The sequence below is a fragment of the Sphaerochaeta sp. genome, assembly GCF_050178175.1.
Classification (GTDB): Bacteria; Spirochaetota; Spirochaetia; order Sphaerochaetales; family Sphaerochaetaceae; genus Sphaerochaeta.
Genome location: NZ_JBFXGH010000021.1, coordinates 13394 through 29907 on the forward strand (window position 1 = coordinate 13394; position 16514 = coordinate 29907).

Consider the following 16514-nt stretch of genomic DNA (forward strand, 5'->3'; position numbering starts at 1 on the left):
CTCATGGGACTGATGATAGGTAATTGTGGTGAAATGTGCAAGTTACGCCTCACTCCCTTCAGCGCTGAAGGGGGGAGCGTTGCGAAGCACTTCCCTGATTACCATGAGAGAGGGAGCCAAGAAACCTGGGTCGGAGGCAAGGATCCGGTCAGCCTCCTCTCGTGCAATCTCGATAAGGGGAAGGTCGTCCGTCAGGGATGCGTAGGAGAGTTTGAGGTAGCCGGACTGCTTGGTTCCTGTCAGTTCCCCGGGTCCCCTGATCAAGAGGTCTTGCTCTGCTATGTAGAAGCCGTCATTCGATTCCTTCATCACCTTGAGTCGTTGCTTTGCTTCATCGGTCAACTCATTCGAGAAAACGAGAAAACAGTAGGATTGCAACCGGGAACGGCCGACCCTTCCCCTGAGCTGATGAAGGGCAGAGAGCCCGAATCGCTCGGCATGTTCGATGATCATGCAGGTTGCATTGGGTATGTCGATTCCGACCTCGACAACACTGGTGGAGACCAGGTATCCCAGCTTACCGGCTTGGTAGTCCTTGAGGATGGTGACTTTCTCATCCTCGTCCAGTTTGCTGTGTATCAGGGCTGAAGGAACGTCAGGGTACGCTTGCTTGAGGAAATCATACATGGAAATGACATCTCTTAGGTCACTCTGCCCACTGTCATCAATTCTCGGGTAGACGAAATATGCCTGGTGGCCTCGTTTGAACTCGACCCCTACCGATGCATACATCCTCCTCCTGCTCTGCTCGTTGACCAGGTGGGTGATCACGGGCTTCCTGCCTGGTGGCATGGTTCTCAAGGTGGAAACATTGAGATTGCCGAACACGGTAAGGGAAAGAGTACGGGGAATCGGGGTTGCTGTCATCAGCAATACGTCAGGAACCGTGCCTTTCTGGGTCAACGCAAGCCGCTGTTCCACCCCGAATCGGTGTTGCTCATCGATGATTACATAGGCCAGGTTCCTGAAACTCACCTCGGCAGAAAAGAGCGCATGGGTTCCGATGATGATATCTACCTCTCCTTCTGCAATTGCCCTGAGCAATAGGCGCCTTTCCTTGCTCTTTACTGAACCGGTGAGGAAGGCCAGACGGATACCCATCTCTCCAAGCAGGCTTGCTGCTGACTCTGCGTGCTGACGAGCCAACAACTCTGTGGGAGCCATGAAGGCTACCTGCGCCCCATGGGAGAGTACATGCAGGGCACTGATCCACGCTACGAGGGTCTTCCCACTGCCCACATCCCCTTGGAGCAACCGGTTCATCGGCAACTCCCCATCAAGATCTTCCCTGATCTCCTTCAAACTGGTCATCTGGTCTTCAGTGAGACTGAAGGGAAGTTTCTCCATGAAGTGTAGCTCAAGCTTGGTAGGGATGCCCTGGCTTTTGTTGACGAGTCGTTGTTGCAGCCCCTTGTGTCGGCGTGCAATCAACTGGAGATAGAAGAGTTCAGTTAATGCAAGGGTCCTTCGTGCCTGCTTCAGGAGTTCAATTGTTGGTGGGAAGTGATAGCTCCGAATAGCTTCGTCAGTGGGGAGCAGTTGGTATTTCTCTATCAAGGTTTCAGGCAATTCCTCTTGGAAGTGGTGTATGCTTCTCAGAATTTCCTGGACATTCTTTCTGATCAGTCGCTGGCTCAAGGAGCCTCTCAAGGGATAGATGGGAAGAATCTTGCCGAACTGCCTGGGGAAGTCACCATCCTCGGTAGCCGGGTAGAGTTCAAACTGGGAGCACTGCAGCTCTCCATGATGCCAGCTTACATTCCCATAGAGGTAGTAGATTCTTCCGATCCTGATGGTCTTTTCCAGGAAGTTGCGACCAAAACAGAGCAAGCTCAAGCGACCATCACCTTTGCCGGAGACATCCCGCACAATGATTTTCAGGGTCCGCTTCTTGCCGCTTTTCATCCCAAAATATGAGTGAGAGAGTACTTCCACCAAGGTGTTTGCCATCTGGTTGTCCTGGATGCCTCCCAAGGGTTGGATACGGCTTCTGTCTTCCCAGGTTCTTGGAGAGAGCAACAAGAGGTCACTGAAGGTGGTTATGCCCAGTTCAGCATAGGAGGTCTTTGCAGCAGGGCCCACCCCGCTCAAGGTGGTGATGGGCTGATGCAGGTTCCTCAAATATTCCATGGCTTAGAAGGAGAGATTCCCAAAGAAGTTCACAAGGAACCTGATTGCAAAGGATGCAGCAATATAAAGGACAATGAAGAAAACCAGGGCTGTGGTGACAAGCTGACGGTCGTTGATTGTGCGCTTTGGGTAGAACAATCTCTGGACCCAGTTCAGGATACCACCGATCAGGGAGTCCAGCATCGTGATGTAGCTGATGGTTCTTGCACTGCGTCTGTAGCAGAAAAAGAGCCGAAAGCCCAAGAGGATGATCAAGAACCAGAAAACAGGACTGAGTAGGTAAGACCAGAGTGTCTGGATGATCAACGCAACAACCATGCCGATGGTAATGGTTCCATATGCCCCATAGAAGCGGAGCATTGACTGCACTACAGATAGGACTGCCAAGGCAACCAGTGGGGTAAGGTCGAGATGACTGCGCCTAAGGCTGGATATCCCCCTGAACCATGAGAGATAGGGGTCAACTACCTTTCCTATGTAGTAAGCAAGGGGGTTTTCCTGTGTCTGTCCAGGTACCCTGATCCAGGTAAGGATGATCCTGAGCCAGATCAGCAAGGAGTAGAATGAGAGCAAGCTTGCAACAATTGAGGCAATACTCATCAAGACATCTCCCCCGCTTGCTGCAGTCATACCGCTTTCATAATAGGTTTGGTTCATCGCATTCCTCCACCTTAGTAAGATACCGAACTTTTTAGCGTTAGTCGAACCAAATATGCAAGATAGCAGGATTTTCCTTTGTTGCTTCCACCAATTCATCACAATAGCGCACACTGAACTCCCTGCCACAGGCAACACTGAGAGGAGACTCCTGTCCCTCTTCCTTGAAGTGGAGCAGGAGAGAACAGGACCCGCCATAGGAGAGGCAGAGGTCCCTGAGCTGTGTGATGTGTTCATTGTTGCAGAAGGATTTCTCCAGTTCAATATGGCATCTGCTTACCGCAACTGGAGCGAGCTGGTTTGGGTCAGCAAAAATCTGCTCGATAAGATAGGAGATCTTGTCATTGCCTCGGGAGTTGTCGAATTTCCCTACAAATCCATAGATTCCATCCACCTTGAGAATGTCCCGATACTGTTCATAGGTCTTTGGGAAGAGTGTTGCATCAAAGGTTGCATTCTTGTCGGTGAGCTGCAGGAATCCCATGACACTGCCCTTTTGGGTGGTGAATGGCCTGATTCCTGTGACCATGGCTATGATGTTGACCGGACGGCCAAAGGGAACCTGCTCCAGTTTTGCGGTATTGACAGTCACCCGTTGTGCGATTGCCTGGCTGAATGCATCCAGTGGATGACCAGAGATATAGAATCCGAGCAGTCCTTTTTCCATCTCCAATTTTTCAGGCAGGTTCCAGTCGGGTACCTCACGCATGGAAAATGTCTCCATGGCAGCCTCTGTCTCCTCATCGAAGAGCGAGATCTGCCCGAATGCAGTTGCTTCTTTTCGTTTCTGTACATAGGTGATGGCATCACTGAGGTTCTCAAGCAGGGTGGGGCGGTTGGTTCCCAGTGTATCGAATGCCCCTGCCTTGATCAGTGATTCCAGAAGCTTGGTATTCATCGCCTTGGTATCCAGGCGGGTAAGGAAGTCAAGCAAATCCTTGTATGGCCCACGCCCTTCCCTCTCCTTTACAATAAGTTCAACGATCCCTTCGCCCACATTCTTGATACCCGCGAGTCCATAGACAATCTTGCCATCAACAACAGAGAAATGTTTGTCGGAGTAGTTGATCGACGGAGCTAGTATTTCCAGCCCATTATCTTTTGCAACTTGCAAGTACTCACTGAACTTATCTGGACTTCCCATCTCATTGGTGAGGTTTGCAGCCCAGAACTCAGCAGGGTAGTTTGCTTTCAGGTATGCTGTCTGGTAGGCCACCACCGAGTAGGCAACCGCATGACTCTTGTTGAATCCATAACCTGCAAAGGGTTCCAGCATCTCAAAGATCTCAATGGCATGTTGTTCAGTTCTTCCAAGTGCCTTTGCCCCTTCAATGAACTTCACCTTCTCCTTTTCCAAGGCTGCAACTTTCTTCTTGCCCATGATACGCCTGAGAATATCTGCGTTGCCGAGAGAGTACCCAGCAATAATCTGGGCCACCTTCATTACCTGTTCCTGGTAGACGATGACACCGTAGGTGGTTTTCAGTTCCTCTTCCAGTTCAGGGTTTGCATAGGTGATGGGTTGTTTGCCAAGTTTGCAGTTGATGAACTGCGGGATATAGGCCATTGGGCCAGGTCTGTAGAGTGCATTCAGGGCAACCAGGTCCTCTATGTTGTTGGGCTTTGCTTCCTTGAGGATGTTCTGCATTCCTTGGCTTTCAAACTGGAATACCGCGTTGCTCTCACCTCTGCCAAGCATGGCAAAGGTCTTCTCGTCTTGTTCGTCGATCTCACTTGCATTGAAGGTGGGATCCTTTTTCTTGATCAAGTCTTCGGTATGTTTGACCAGGGTGAGTGTCTTGAGCCCCAGGAAGTCCATCTTCACCAACCCACACTCCTCAATGAGGTCCATTGAGTACTGGGTGGAGATGGCTCCGGTCTTCGCGTCACGGTAGAGTGGGACATAGTTGAGCAGGTTCTCCTTGCCTATGACCACCCCTGCCGCATGGGTGGATGTGTGCCGGTTCAGACCCTCAAGACGGCGTGCCGCATCAAAGAGCTCTGCGTAGACGCCGCCTTTTTTCTCCAGCTCTACCAGATCGTTGTTCTGCTCGAAGGCCTTTGCCAAATTCATCTTCGGGTCATCGGGGATGAGTTTGCAGATATTGTTCGATTCCTCGAAAGGGATATCCAGTACCCTGGCAACATCCTTCACTACAGCCTTTGCTTTCAGGGTACCGAAAGTGGCAATCTGGGCAACCCGTTCAGTTCCGTAGTGCTCGGTGACATAATTGATGACTTCCTGTCTTCTCTCGTAGCAGAAGTCGATATCGAAGTCAGGCATGCTTACCCGTTCAGGGTTGAGGAATCGTTCAAACAGCAGGTTGTATTTGATCGGATCGACATCGGTTATTCCCAGTGAGTACGCCACAAGGGAACCTGCACCGGAGCCTCTCCCTGGGCCTACTGGGATGTCGTGGTTCTTTGCCCACTGGATGTAGTCCATGACGATGAGGAAATACCCTTCGAACTGCATCTTGGTGATGATATCGAGTTCGTAATCAAGACGTTTTTGTAGCTCCTCGGTGATGGTGTCATAGTGTGATCTCAACCCTTTATTGGAGAGATGGCGAAGGTAGTCGGCGGTATCACTGAACTCGGGAGGAACTTCGAAGTTTGGCAGCAGGGGGCCGGGGAAGTGGATCTCCAGATTGCATCGTTCTGCAATCTTGCCTGTATTCTCTATTGCCTCAGGACACCAACTGAAGAGATCTCTCATCTCCTGCTCACTCTTCATATAGAATTCCTGGGTGGGAAAACGCATCCTGTTCGGGTCATTCTTCTTGGAGTTCGTGCCAACACAGAGCAGGAGATCATGGGCGTTTGCATCACTCTTTTCGATGTAGTGGATGTCATTGGTACACACCAAGGGGATACCTGTCTCATCACTGATCTGTTTCAGCAATGGATTGGTTTTCTTCTGTTCGGGCAGCCCGTGGTCCTGCATTTCCAGGTAGTACCGTCCATCATCGAAGACAGAGGCGAACCACTGTGCCCTCTCCTTTGCCAGATCATACTGGTCGTTGAGCAGATGTTGCAGAATCTCACCGCCAAGACAGGCTGAGAGGCAGATCAGACCTTCATTATGCCTGATGAGCAACTCGTCATCAATTCGGGGTTTGAAGTAAAACCCCTCGGTATAGGAAATCGAGTTGAGTTCCATCAGGTTATGGTATCCCTTCTCATTCATTGCAAGGAGAATGAGATGATACTGGTTGGGTTTTTTCCCTCCTGGAAGAGGACGCTCTGTATGATCCTTTGGATTGCAGTAGAACTCACACCCTATGATGGGGTTGATCCCTGCATCCTTTGCAGCGTAATAGAACCGTAAGGCTCCAAACATGTTCCCATGATCAGTGATGGCCAGGCTCTTCATCCCCAACTCTTTGGCTTTTTCCATGTAGCGGGGAATTGGGGCTGCTCCATCGAGCAGGGAAAAATCGGTATGGTTGTGCAGGTGGATGAAGGTACTCTGCATCTCGGTGGATTCTATTTCAGACTCAGCCATGTACATATGCTCCAAGCATCAGGAGGAGAGCGTCTGTGCGTTGAGTTCATGCAGGAAGGACTCGAAGATTCTCCTGGCACGCTCAAGTTGTAGTTCGCTTATCGCTCCATGCATTTTTCTTAATTCAGATACCAGCTCATAGGAGAGCGTATTGACCCGTTCTGGATGAATCGGGAGGGTCTGTCCCGACAATTTAGAAACAAGGTCCTTGCTGATATGAAAGGCCTTGTTTGGGAACGTCGTGCAAAACTGTACCTTGGAAATGGTATTTTGTGCACGGGTTGCTTGAAACGCAACTATAACACATTCGTCAGTATTCCGGATAGGGTCTTCAACGATAATGAACCGTTGGAAATCGCCATATTCGAGCCCGATGCGAATTCTTGTCAACAGGGCTTTTTGTGGGCCGAGCAACAGCTTCCCATCTTTGTCGTAGAGCTTGGCAATCGGGATCCAGTGGGTGGTTGTCTTTCCCCCTTGGTAGTATTTTACCTCGGCATTTGCATCCAGAATGGCCAGAGTCGTTGACAACCCAAAGCGAATATCAGGGACACAGAGGTTTCCCCCTATGGTGGTCTGTCTTCTCACAATCTGTGAGGCCTGGCTTTGCAAGGTTTTCTGGAGAATCTCAGGGAGGACCAGTTTCCCTGCATACAGCAACTGACTTGCAGTGACCATTGCCCCGATTTCAACGAAACGATCATTTCTGGTGATGCGTTTCAACTCCTCAAGCTCATCAAGATTGATGATACCATCCTTGATCTCACTAGGATAGTAGTCCTTCTGGCTCATCAGATACGTTCCACCTCCCCAGATGACGGCTTGGGAATATCGATAGGCAATGGTTGCAAATTCGCTCAGTGTCTTGGGGGTATGGATGACAGGAGACCTAATGCCTTCGTACACGTTTACGCCTCCTATAGGTGAGGGCTATCTCAACAATCTGCAGTAATTCAGCCATATCCATGCACTGGCATGTATTCAGACTGAGTTCTTGGATAATTGCTTCCTTGTCCAAGGGAGCCTCATCGTTTTGGCCTCCTGCAAGTGGAAGATTGTTTCTCCCAAATGTACGGTTGCGTGTATTATTGGTCATCTCTTGCAGGATGGATTCAATGATCAGTGTCTTGGATGCATAGCAATTGGGACACGGGGTGTTTCCTGTGGCCTTGTAGGCACGTTCAATATCTCGGTAGAGGCGTGTTTTCTGGTAACTGTCAAAGGTTTTGACTGTTGCCTCCCTGAGACGGAATGCAGGAATGACGCAGGAAAGTGTTGCCTCGTCATTGAGTAGAACGATGCAGTTTCCGCAGGCCTTTCCCCTGCAGTGGCTATTGATGCTGGTTATCCCCACATCCTCCATGAGAATGAGTGAGAGGGGCTTGTTTGAGTTGACTGAGAGGGAGAGTGCCTTCCCGTCTATTGTGCATTCAATTTTCATACATTACCTCTGAGGGCTTCAAGCAAGGTTCCTCCATCCACTGGGATTTTCCCGACCGGATAACCAAGGGCTTGTTCAAGGGCTGAGATAAATGCGCTGGTGATTACCCCTTTCAAGGCACTGGTGATTGAAGAAGAAATCTGCTGGCCTTCATCTTTTATGGTGATCTCAATATTGAACGTATCGCTATGGCTCAAGAGTGCTCCCGCCTCCCTGAGCGTAGTGACGATTGTGTGGCGGATCTTGCTTCTGAGGCTCTGTTCATCAAACACCCTGGAGAGGGACACAGCACACCAAACCCTTCTTACCAGAGGCTGCAACGTGACCGATTCGATCTCCAGTTCCAAGGCAGTTGCCACCCAGCTGTTGCTGAGAAACATGGAGCCTTTCATCCCTGGTTGTTTCGCTGAGAGCACACTTTCACAGATGGGAAGTGGTTGGACAAATCGTTTCTCCTTGATTAGGGAGCAAGCCTTCTGAATCTGTTGTGGCATTCTTCCACTATTGGCGGACAATACTGAAGGGCCGCTGTCGAGCATATCTTTTTGTTCCTCAACAAAGGAGATGTCGCTTTTTGCTACCTGTAGTTCCTCACTGATGATCTGTTTCCAGATCTCGGCGCTTGATCCTATGGTGTAGAAAGAGGTGTTCACTTCGACCTTGTTGTTTGGATTGAGGGTAATCTGTACAGGTTGTTGTGGCAGGGAGCGGCATTCACTGCTGAATCCGCTGATTCCAGCTCCACAGGCAAGTGCAACCCCCCTGCTGTAGTTGAAGAAGGTTGAGAGTTTGACGCGCATCTGGGCTTGCATCCCATAGGCGGCGTTTTTTCTCTGGAAGTCGCTAGAGTCGCTTACTGTGGTTATGAGTTCCTTGAGTTTTGCATATTTGCCTGAACGGATGACCTGACTGTGTGAGGTACTCTCTGAAGCAAATTTCAACCTCCAGGTGAGGGGATTGTACCCACTGATTTTTGCCAAGGCACTGTAGTGGGATTCTGTTGAGCAGAGTGCATCACTGTAACCTAGGTCACCAAAGAAATGGGCTGGTCTTTTTCGAGAGGTGTTGAATGTAATGGATATGCTTAACGCCATCAGGCTATACAGCGGTACCAAGCCGGCAATCAGTTGATTGGCCATCTCATCACTGAAAAATGAGACACTCCCTTGGTCGACTCCTACCTCGATTGATTCAGCTTGGGCCCGACCGTCGTTGAAGAACCAGGTCTTTCGTTTGATGGTGAGGTCGGGGCGCATGCTCTCTGCAGTAACAAGCATCTCGACCGGGCAGTTGCCTTTCAGGCAGGCAATGGAAGCAATGGCACACATGGTGCTCGGTGTGATGAGCATCTCGTCATGTGGGGCAAGGAACGGTTTGCGATGGATTACAATGCGGCGTTTGGGAATACCTGTAACATCACTGACGGTCTCCCTGACATGGCTTGGCCACTGTGTAGGCGTGGTGATATGCAGGATGTCATCCTCAAGCACTACACTGATACGGGAGAGCATATTGCTCTCATAATTGCTCCCACTGTAGCGATAGGTACGTTCGAGCACTTCCAGCCCTTCGTCCTTGATGGCTTCCTCCAGGTTGCCGAATTGGAAGGAGAAGGGTTTCGCCTCCACTGGAGGAGACCCCTCCTCACCACTGGGAAGTCGGTAAGAGATATTGATTTCCTTGCTTTTAAGCTGGACAGACTCAGTGTCATACCCAAAGAGGGCAAGAATGGGTTGGTGATAGTACGAGATGACCGAGGAGGTGAGCAGGGGGGTTGAGGCATCCAAGACGCGCACGCGGTTTGTTCCCGGGATATCCCTGGTGGTGACCAATACAAAGTTGTTGTCCAATGCAGGTAGTGAGATTTCCTCTATTCGGCCGGCATCGACCGATGAGGTGACGATGTAGCCGTGAAGGGTGGTCACCTTGCCTGTCGATGATCGTTTTTCTGCCATGCGATGTTCCTCTCTCGAGTATGAAAGATACCATGTCCTGCCCTCGAGGGCAATGAGAGAAACCACCTACTCCGCTTGCAAGGCAAGGGTGCAAACCGTACAATTGGGGCTATGAATACCCCTGAAGCATCACACCTCGATGAGGTTCGTTCCCTGATAGACCAGCTTTCACGCTACCAGAGGGCATACTATGTCGATAACCAGCCCTTGGTAAGCGACGCAGAATATGACCGTCTCTTTGACCGATTGCAAGATTTGGAGAGTCGGTATCCCTCCCTGCGTTTTCCAGATTCCCCCACCCAGAGGGTTGGCAGTGATCTTGATGCAACCTTTCCCGAAGTGCAACACACCATCCCGGTGCTGAGCCTTGACAAGGTGTATGCCGCTCATGAACTACTCTCCTGGATTGAGCGAACGGAAACGAGGGTTTCCCGTGATCTTGGGATTGTCATCGAGGAGAAGATAGATGGCATCTCCATTGTGCTCTATTACGAGGAAGGATATCTGGTACGGGCTGTAACTCGAGGCAATGGGACCATCGGGAATGATGTAACGGCCAATGTAAAAACGATTGCTTCCATCCCATTGCATCTGAGTGAACCAGTAACGGTGGCCGTTAGGGGCGAGGTCTACCTTCCGAAAGACAAGTTCGAAACGCTCAACTCCCAGATGGAGGTTCCCTATGCAAATCCAAGAAACCTTGCTGCTGGAACCATTAGAAGGATCAAGAGCAGTGAGGTGGCAAAAGTTCCCCTCCAGATATTTGTCTATGAAGGCTTCTGGGATGGGGAGACTGGGATCAAGGACCACCTCTCCATTCTCAGCAAGCTGGTTCACTATGGGTTTCGGGTGAATCCAAACCTCGGTTACTTTACCAAATCTGCAGAGAGGGCAAAGGTACAACTGAAAGAGGCCGACCTGGATGGGGTTGGTGGCAGCTACGAAGATATCGCCACCTATATTCAGCTCCATACCGACAGACGAGCTTCACTTGGGTATGAAATCGATGGCCTGGTGGCCAAGGTAAATGAACTTGAGGTCCGTTCCCAACTTGGTTATACAGCCCATCATCCACGATGGGCGATGGCTTACAAGTTTGAATCTCCCCAGGCTCAGACAACCTTGCTCGCCATTGATCTTCAGGTCGGGAGAACTGGACGGGTCACCCCTGTTGCACGGGTAAAGCCTGTGCAGGTCGCTGGTTCCACCATCAGTAACATCACCCTTCACAACCAGGATTACATCAACATGCTGGAACTCGCAATCGGTGATGTGGTGGAGATTTCCCGCAGGGGAGATGTCATCCCGGCTGTGGAGCGGGTCATCGAGAAGAATGAGGACTCTGAGGGGGTCTATACGATGGATCCCTTCTGCCCTGTATGCGGCACGGCGTTGGTGGAGAAGGGGGCACATACCTTTTGTCCAAACAATCAATGCCCAGCCCAAGTAAGGGGACGTATCGAGTTTTTTATCTCCAAGAGTGGAATGGATATCGACAACTTCGGTCCTGAGACGGCAGCTGTCCTTATTGAGCAAGGGGTCTTGAAGGATATCCCGGATATCTACCGGATAGATTATAGAAAGGTCCTTGGGAATTTGAAGGGTTTTGGGGAGAAGAAGATTCGCTTGCTTGAAAAGGGTGTTGAAGAATCCAAGAAAAGGAGCTTCACCCAGGTGCTTATCTCCTTGGGCATCCCTGAGCTTGGGAAGAAAGGTGCCCAGATCTTGATTGAGTCAGGCCTGGACAGCATGGAAAAGCTTCTTGATGTTGCCAAACGCCAGGATGTGGAGCGGCTTACCAGTATCAAGCAGATCGGGGAGAAGAGTGCAAAGCTCTATATTGATGCATTGAATGATCCTGCGATGCAGGAGCGTATTGCTGCGTTGGCAAGTTTCGGCTTGGCAATGGAGGAGAAGGAAGATGCACAGGCCTTGGTGAATGAAAGCTTTTCTGGCCAGGTGTGGTGTGTTACCGGCTCCTTTGAGCACTTCAATCCTCGCTCCAAGGCAATGGATGAGGTGCTCAAGCGGGGTGGAAGGACAGTCAGTGCAGTAACAAGCAAGACAACCCACCTGCTCGCCGGTAGCGGCGGGGGAAGCAAGCTCAAGAAGGCACAGGAAATCGGGATAACCATTGTGGATGAGCCAACCTTCCTTGCCATGTTGGGTGAAGGGGAGAAGAAGAGGGAAGAAATGCAAGGCGAATTCTCTTTTTAGGGTCGTTTTAGTGACATTTCTCCAGAAAACGTATATACATACCCATGACTGGAGGACAGAATATGCATGTACTAGCAAAAGAACTGAATGAGACGTTGCAGGGAACCATCGTGGACGCAATGCTCTCCGACGTAGGACGAAGGATGTTTTTTCCCAAGGGGATCGTCGCCCAAAGCGCCGAAGCCGGCAAGAAAGCCACTCGGTTCAATGCCACTATCGGGATGGCTACATCCGGTGGGCAACCGATGTATTTGTCGGACATTTATCATCAGTTTACTGATAACTCCTTCAAGCCCTCCGAACTGTTTTCCTATGCACCAGGTGGCGGGGATCCCGCACTCAGGGCCTTGTGGAAAGAACGGATGATCGTCAAGAATCCAACCCTGCAAGGAAAGACATTCAGCCTTCCGGCTGTCACCTCAGGATTGACACATGGATTGCAGATGATGGCTCAGCTTTTTGTCCAGGACGGAGACACCTTGGTGATTCCCAACCTTGCCTGGGATAACTATGAGCTGATCTTTGCTCATCAAACAGGAGCTTCCATCAAGACATTCGACCTCTATACAGCTGAAGGGGGATTCAATGTGGATGGTATGCGTGAAGTATTAGCCGGAATCCCCGATAAGAAGGCGCGCATTCTGCTCAACTTCCCCAACAACCCGACCGGATATACCCCAACCAAGCATGAAATGCAGGCTATTGCAGATACCCTTGTTTCGCTTGCTGAAGAGGGGATGCAGCTGATGGTAATCAGTGATGATGCCTACTTTGGGCTCTTCTTTGAGGAGGAATCGGCTAAAGAGAGTTTATTCGCTCTGCTTTGTGATGCCCATCCCAATATTCTTGCTGTCAAGTGTGATGCTGCCACCAAGGAGGATATGGTGTGGGGTTTCCGCATTGGATTCATTACCTATGGAAGCAAGAACCTGAGTGAAGAACACTATGATGCCTTGAACAAGAAGACGTTGGGTATCATCAGGAGTACTGTTTCCAACTGTGACCGCCCTGGCCAGAGTATGCTGCTCAAGGCAATGCGCTCTGGGAAGCAGTATGAATCCGATAAGTTGGCAGCCAAGGTGGAGATGGAGAGACGCTACCGCATACTCAAGGAAGCCTTGAAGAAGCATGAAGGTAACGATATACTCAAACCTCATCCGTTCAACAGTGGGTACTTCATGGCCTTTGATTGCAAAGGAAGTGCAGAGCAACTGCGCAGGCATTTACTTGATAACTATCAGGTTGGATGCATCAATATTGCCGATGTTACCCTAAGACTCGCCTATTGTTCGGTAGAATGTGATAGAATAGCCGAATTGGTGGATATCGTGTATCAGGCGGCAGGAGAGGCATGGAACTAAAAGCGAAGCTCTACCTCGTCGATGAGGAAGGCAATAAATTCATGGGAATCGGGGTGCTGTGGTTGCTCGAGCAAGTTGAGCAGCAGAACTCATTGCGCAAGGCAGCCTCTACTTTGGGCATCTCCTATTCCAAGGCCTTTGCCATGGTCCAAAACCTGGAAAAGGGTCTTGGCGTTCCTGTCCTCATCCGACGAAAAGGTGGAGCCAACCGTGAAGGTGCGACACTGACGGAGTTTGCTTTACAGTTTCTTGCACTATACCGAGAATTCAACAAGCGGGCCAAAGGGAGTCTTTCCACTCCTTTTTCCTGGTTCAAGGAAGAATTGGGTTCGTTGCTTGAAGAGTATGATGAAGATGGAGGCGAGGCCTAATGAATAAGAAGATGGATTTTTCCATACCTAGTCTGGGAGTAGCAAAGATTTCCTCCCCGATTATCATGAGTACATCCCAGAACGATGGGCAGGCTGATTATGTGGATGACAGTGACCATATCCTCTATGGTATCGATACTGATATTGATAAGGATGGCCATCCAGTCCCTCGCCATGAGGAGACGGTAGAGCTTGCCGGTCCACGCTCCAAAATCTACTTCAACCCTGCCCATGTACATGCGGCTATTGCCACCTGTGGTGGTATCTGCCCAGGTTTGAATAATGTTATCAGGGCTGTGGTCCGTTGTTTTTGGTATCGCTATGGGGTCAGGAGGATCAGTGGTATCCAGTTTGGTTATCAGGGTCTGCTTGAGAACAGCCCCTGGCCTTTGATTCCCCTTGATCCGGATGTTGTTGATGACATACAGGAAAAAGGTGGGACCATCCTTGGTTCTGCTCGCGGTGGTGGCAACCAGGTTGAAGAGATTGTCGACTCCCTGGAGCGGCTGAACATCAATATCCTGGTCACCGTCGGAGGAGACGGTACCCTCAGGGGTGCATGGGAAATCTATGAAGAGGTCAAGAAACGAGGATTGAAGATTTCAATCATTGGAATCCCGAAGACCATTGATAATGATCTCTCATTCATCCAGAGCTCCTTTGGAGTGGACACTGCTGTCCAGATGGCTGTTCCTGTAGTGCGCAGTGCCCACGTGGAAGCAAAAAACTCCATTCACGGTATTGGCTTGGTTAAGGTGATGGGACGTGAGTCCGGCTTTATTGCCGCCCAGACAGCACTCGCCCAGAGCGACGTGAACTTCTGTCTGATTCCTGAGAACCCGTTTGACCTGTATGGTCCAAATGGATTGCTCGAGCATCTCAGGAGAAGAGTTCTTGACCGTGGACATGCCGTTATCCTGGTCAGTGAAGGAGCAGGACAGGACCTGGTCCCTGAGACTGGAGAGAAAGATGCTTCCGGGAATGTGAAGTACCATGATATTGGGGTGTTCCTGAAGGATAAGATTATCGAATACTTCAAGAAAGAGGGCATTGAGACCAATGTGAAGTACATTGATCCTTCCTACATCATACGTAGTTCTTCTGCTGATTCCTATGATTCCATTTACTGTGCTCGTCTTGGTGCTCATGCCGTACACGCAGCAATGGCAGGGAAGACCCAGGCCTTGATCGGCTTGCTTCATAATCGATTTGTACACCTGCCGATCAGCTTGGCGGTTTCCAGCCGCAATCATGTGGATCTGGAAGGTTCCTTGTGGAGGGATGTATTGGAGAATACCCGCCAACCGATGTCAATGAAGAACTTCAATTTCGACTAGGCAGAAACTTGGCAGGAAAAGAGGGGAGCTTTCACAGGCTTCCCTTTTTATTGCATGCTCTCACGCAAGATGTGTTCCATGAAGCAGTTTTTCAAGACAATATGTGAAGAATTTTCACAAACCTTGGATAATTTTTAGAAATTGTGATGGTTTATGACATAACTTGCTATCCAGTAATTAAAAAGAAAGTTAAAAAAATATAAAAACTTCAAAAACCCTCTTGATTAAAATATGAGTTATGTACTATTGTCTGTCTCAGAAAGAGAACGACATGCTTCTGCACCCGTTGGGTCGGTTAGCAACGAAATCGGATTTTTTCTAACCTCCTTTTGTTCCCCCTAGGGTTTAACCTCCTTTTCCCTAGGGGGTTTTTATTTGTTGACGCCTTCTGCTGAAGAGCGTATCATCTGCGAACAATGACAAGACAACCTATCGATACAATACTCTTTGATCTTGATGGAACCTTGCTGCCGCTTGACCAAGATCGATTCATCCAGGATTACTTCGCTCGTTTTGTAATAAAAGGACAGGAACTCGGGTATTCCCCTGAGTTGCTCTTATCTGCATTGCAGCGTGGTATCACCGCCATGGTCCTGAATGATGGGTCCCTTACCAACAAGGAACGGTTCGACCAAGTGTTTGAAGAGGCAAGTGGCATTGCGGCTGCAGAATTCAATGAGCGGTTCGCACCATTCTATACGCATGAGTTTGGTTTTCTGCGCAAACATGCCTCTCCCTCCCCATTGGCTAGGGAGATCGTTCAGGAAGTGAAGGAAAAAGGGTATACCGTGGTGCTTGCCACCAATCCTCTTTTTCCTTCGCAGGGAACAGAGGCTCGACTTGGCTGGGCTGATCTTGCATCCTCGCAATTCTCACTCGTGACTACCTATGAAGACTTTCACTATGCAAAGCCAAACCTCGGCTACTATCGTCAGATATTGCAGCTGCTTGGGAAGAAAGCTTCCTCGTGTCTCATGGTCGGTAACGATGTTGAAGAGGATATGGTTGCCCAGGGTTTGGGCATGGATGTGTATCTGGTTACTGACTACTTGATAAACAACAAGAACAAGGATATTGCCAGCTACCGCACCGGTTCCCTTGAGGACCTGGCAACCTTTTTCAAGGAGAGTCCCCCATGCAAACCATGAAACCATCCCCATTGAGCCGTCCCCTGATCGCCTCTCTGCTTGCAAGTCTTTGTGCAATGCTTTGGGGGAGCGCCTATCCTTCAATCAAGTTGGGGTATGAGCTGTTTCTCGTTGGCCCAGATGATACGGCTGCAAAAATGGCATTTGCAGGGCTGCGATTCACCTTTGCCGGGCTCTTGGTCCTACTCTTCAGATGCTTCCAGCAAGGTGATAAACAACGATTCAAGTCCTTGGATGGCAAGGCCTGGATCCAGATACTTGTACTTGGCTTGTTACAGACCACCATCCACTATGCTTTTTTCTATATCGGGGTTTCCTATACCACTGGTGCCAAGAGTTCAATCCTGAACTCCTCATCAGTTTTTTTCAGTGCGCTGCTTGCACACTGG

The 16514-nt window shown here is 49.8% G+C and carries 12 protein-coding genes; 6 read left to right on the forward strand and 6 right to left on the reverse strand.

Going from position 1 to position 16514, the window contains the following annotated elements; genetic code table 11:
• Nucleotides 1-42 precede the first annotated feature (42 nt).
• Genes recG through AB7S66_RS04210 form a run of 6 tightly spaced genes read right to left on the reverse strand, consistent with a single transcriptional unit; the run spans nucleotide 43 to nucleotide 9691 of the window.
• On the reverse strand, nucleotides 43-2130 hold the full coding sequence (gene recG / locus AB7S66_RS04185) for an ATP-dependent DNA helicase RecG (protein WP_428518212.1): 2088 nt from the start codon (nucleotides 2128-2130) through the stop codon (nucleotides 43-45).
• Between the two features lie 3 nt (nucleotides 2131-2133).
• Complete coding sequence (locus tag AB7S66_RS04190; RefSeq protein ID WP_428518213.1) at nucleotides 2134-2787, reverse strand: YggT family protein; 654 nt, start codon at nucleotides 2785-2787, stop codon at nucleotides 2134-2136.
• 40 nt (nucleotides 2788-2827) lie between these two features.
• Nucleotides 2828-6295: a DNA polymerase III subunit alpha gene (dnaE, locus tag AB7S66_RS04195; protein WP_428518214.1), complete on the reverse strand. Its 3468-nt coding sequence runs from the start codon at nucleotides 6293-6295 to the stop codon at nucleotides 2828-2830.
• A gap of 18 nt (nucleotides 6296-6313) precedes the next feature.
• Complete coding sequence (locus AB7S66_RS04200; protein WP_428518215.1) at nucleotides 6314-7201, reverse strand: FAD binding domain-containing protein; 888 nt, start codon at nucleotides 7199-7201, stop codon at nucleotides 6314-6316.
• Nucleotides 7185-7736, reverse strand: coding sequence for a 2Fe-2S iron-sulfur cluster-binding protein (locus AB7S66_RS04205; RefSeq protein ID WP_428518216.1), 552 nt, complete (start codon nucleotides 7734-7736; stop codon nucleotides 7185-7187). Before AB7S66_RS04205 ends, AB7S66_RS04200 begins: the two co-directional genes overlap by 17 nt.
• Complete coding sequence (locus AB7S66_RS04210) at nucleotides 7733-9691, reverse strand: molybdopterin cofactor-binding domain-containing protein (protein WP_428518217.1); 1959 nt, start codon at nucleotides 9689-9691, stop codon at nucleotides 7733-7735. The genes AB7S66_RS04205 and AB7S66_RS04210 overlap by 4 nt, the downstream gene beginning before the upstream one ends.
• A 111-nt stretch (nucleotides 9692-9802) precedes the next feature.
• On the opposite strand from AB7S66_RS04210, the gene ligA reads away from it, so the two are divergent.
• The 6 genes from ligA to AB7S66_RS04240 all read left to right on the forward strand — a co-directional run.
• Entirely contained in the window at nucleotides 9803-11908 is a 2106-nt protein-coding gene (gene ligA, locus AB7S66_RS04215) for an NAD-dependent DNA ligase LigA (RefSeq protein ID WP_428518218.1), read from the forward strand.
• Nucleotides 11909-11970: 62 nt separating this feature from the next.
• Nucleotides 11971-13269: an aminotransferase class I/II-fold pyridoxal phosphate-dependent enzyme gene (locus AB7S66_RS04220; RefSeq protein WP_428518219.1), complete on the forward strand. Its 1299-nt coding sequence runs from the start codon at nucleotides 11971-11973 to the stop codon at nucleotides 13267-13269.
• The gene (locus AB7S66_RS04225) at nucleotides 13260-13640 is read left to right on the forward strand and encodes a winged helix-turn-helix domain-containing protein (protein ID WP_428518220.1); all 381 of its coding nucleotides are present in this window, start codon (nucleotides 13260-13262) and stop codon (nucleotides 13638-13640) included. The genes AB7S66_RS04220 and AB7S66_RS04225 overlap by 10 nt, the downstream gene beginning before the upstream one ends.
• Complete coding sequence (locus AB7S66_RS04230) at nucleotides 13640-14977, forward strand: ATP-dependent 6-phosphofructokinase (RefSeq protein WP_428518221.1); 1338 nt, start codon at nucleotides 13640-13642, stop codon at nucleotides 14975-14977. Before AB7S66_RS04225 ends, AB7S66_RS04230 begins: the two co-directional genes overlap by 1 nt.
• Before the next feature lie 416 nt (nucleotides 14978-15393).
• Nucleotides 15394-16125, forward strand: a complete 732-nt coding sequence (locus AB7S66_RS04235; RefSeq protein WP_428518222.1) for an HAD family hydrolase — start codon at nucleotides 15394-15396, stop codon at nucleotides 16123-16125.
• On the forward strand, nucleotides 16113-16514 hold a 402-nt coding region (locus AB7S66_RS04240; protein WP_428518223.1), incomplete at its 3' end, for a DMT family transporter. The genes AB7S66_RS04235 and AB7S66_RS04240, both read left to right, overlap by 13 nt.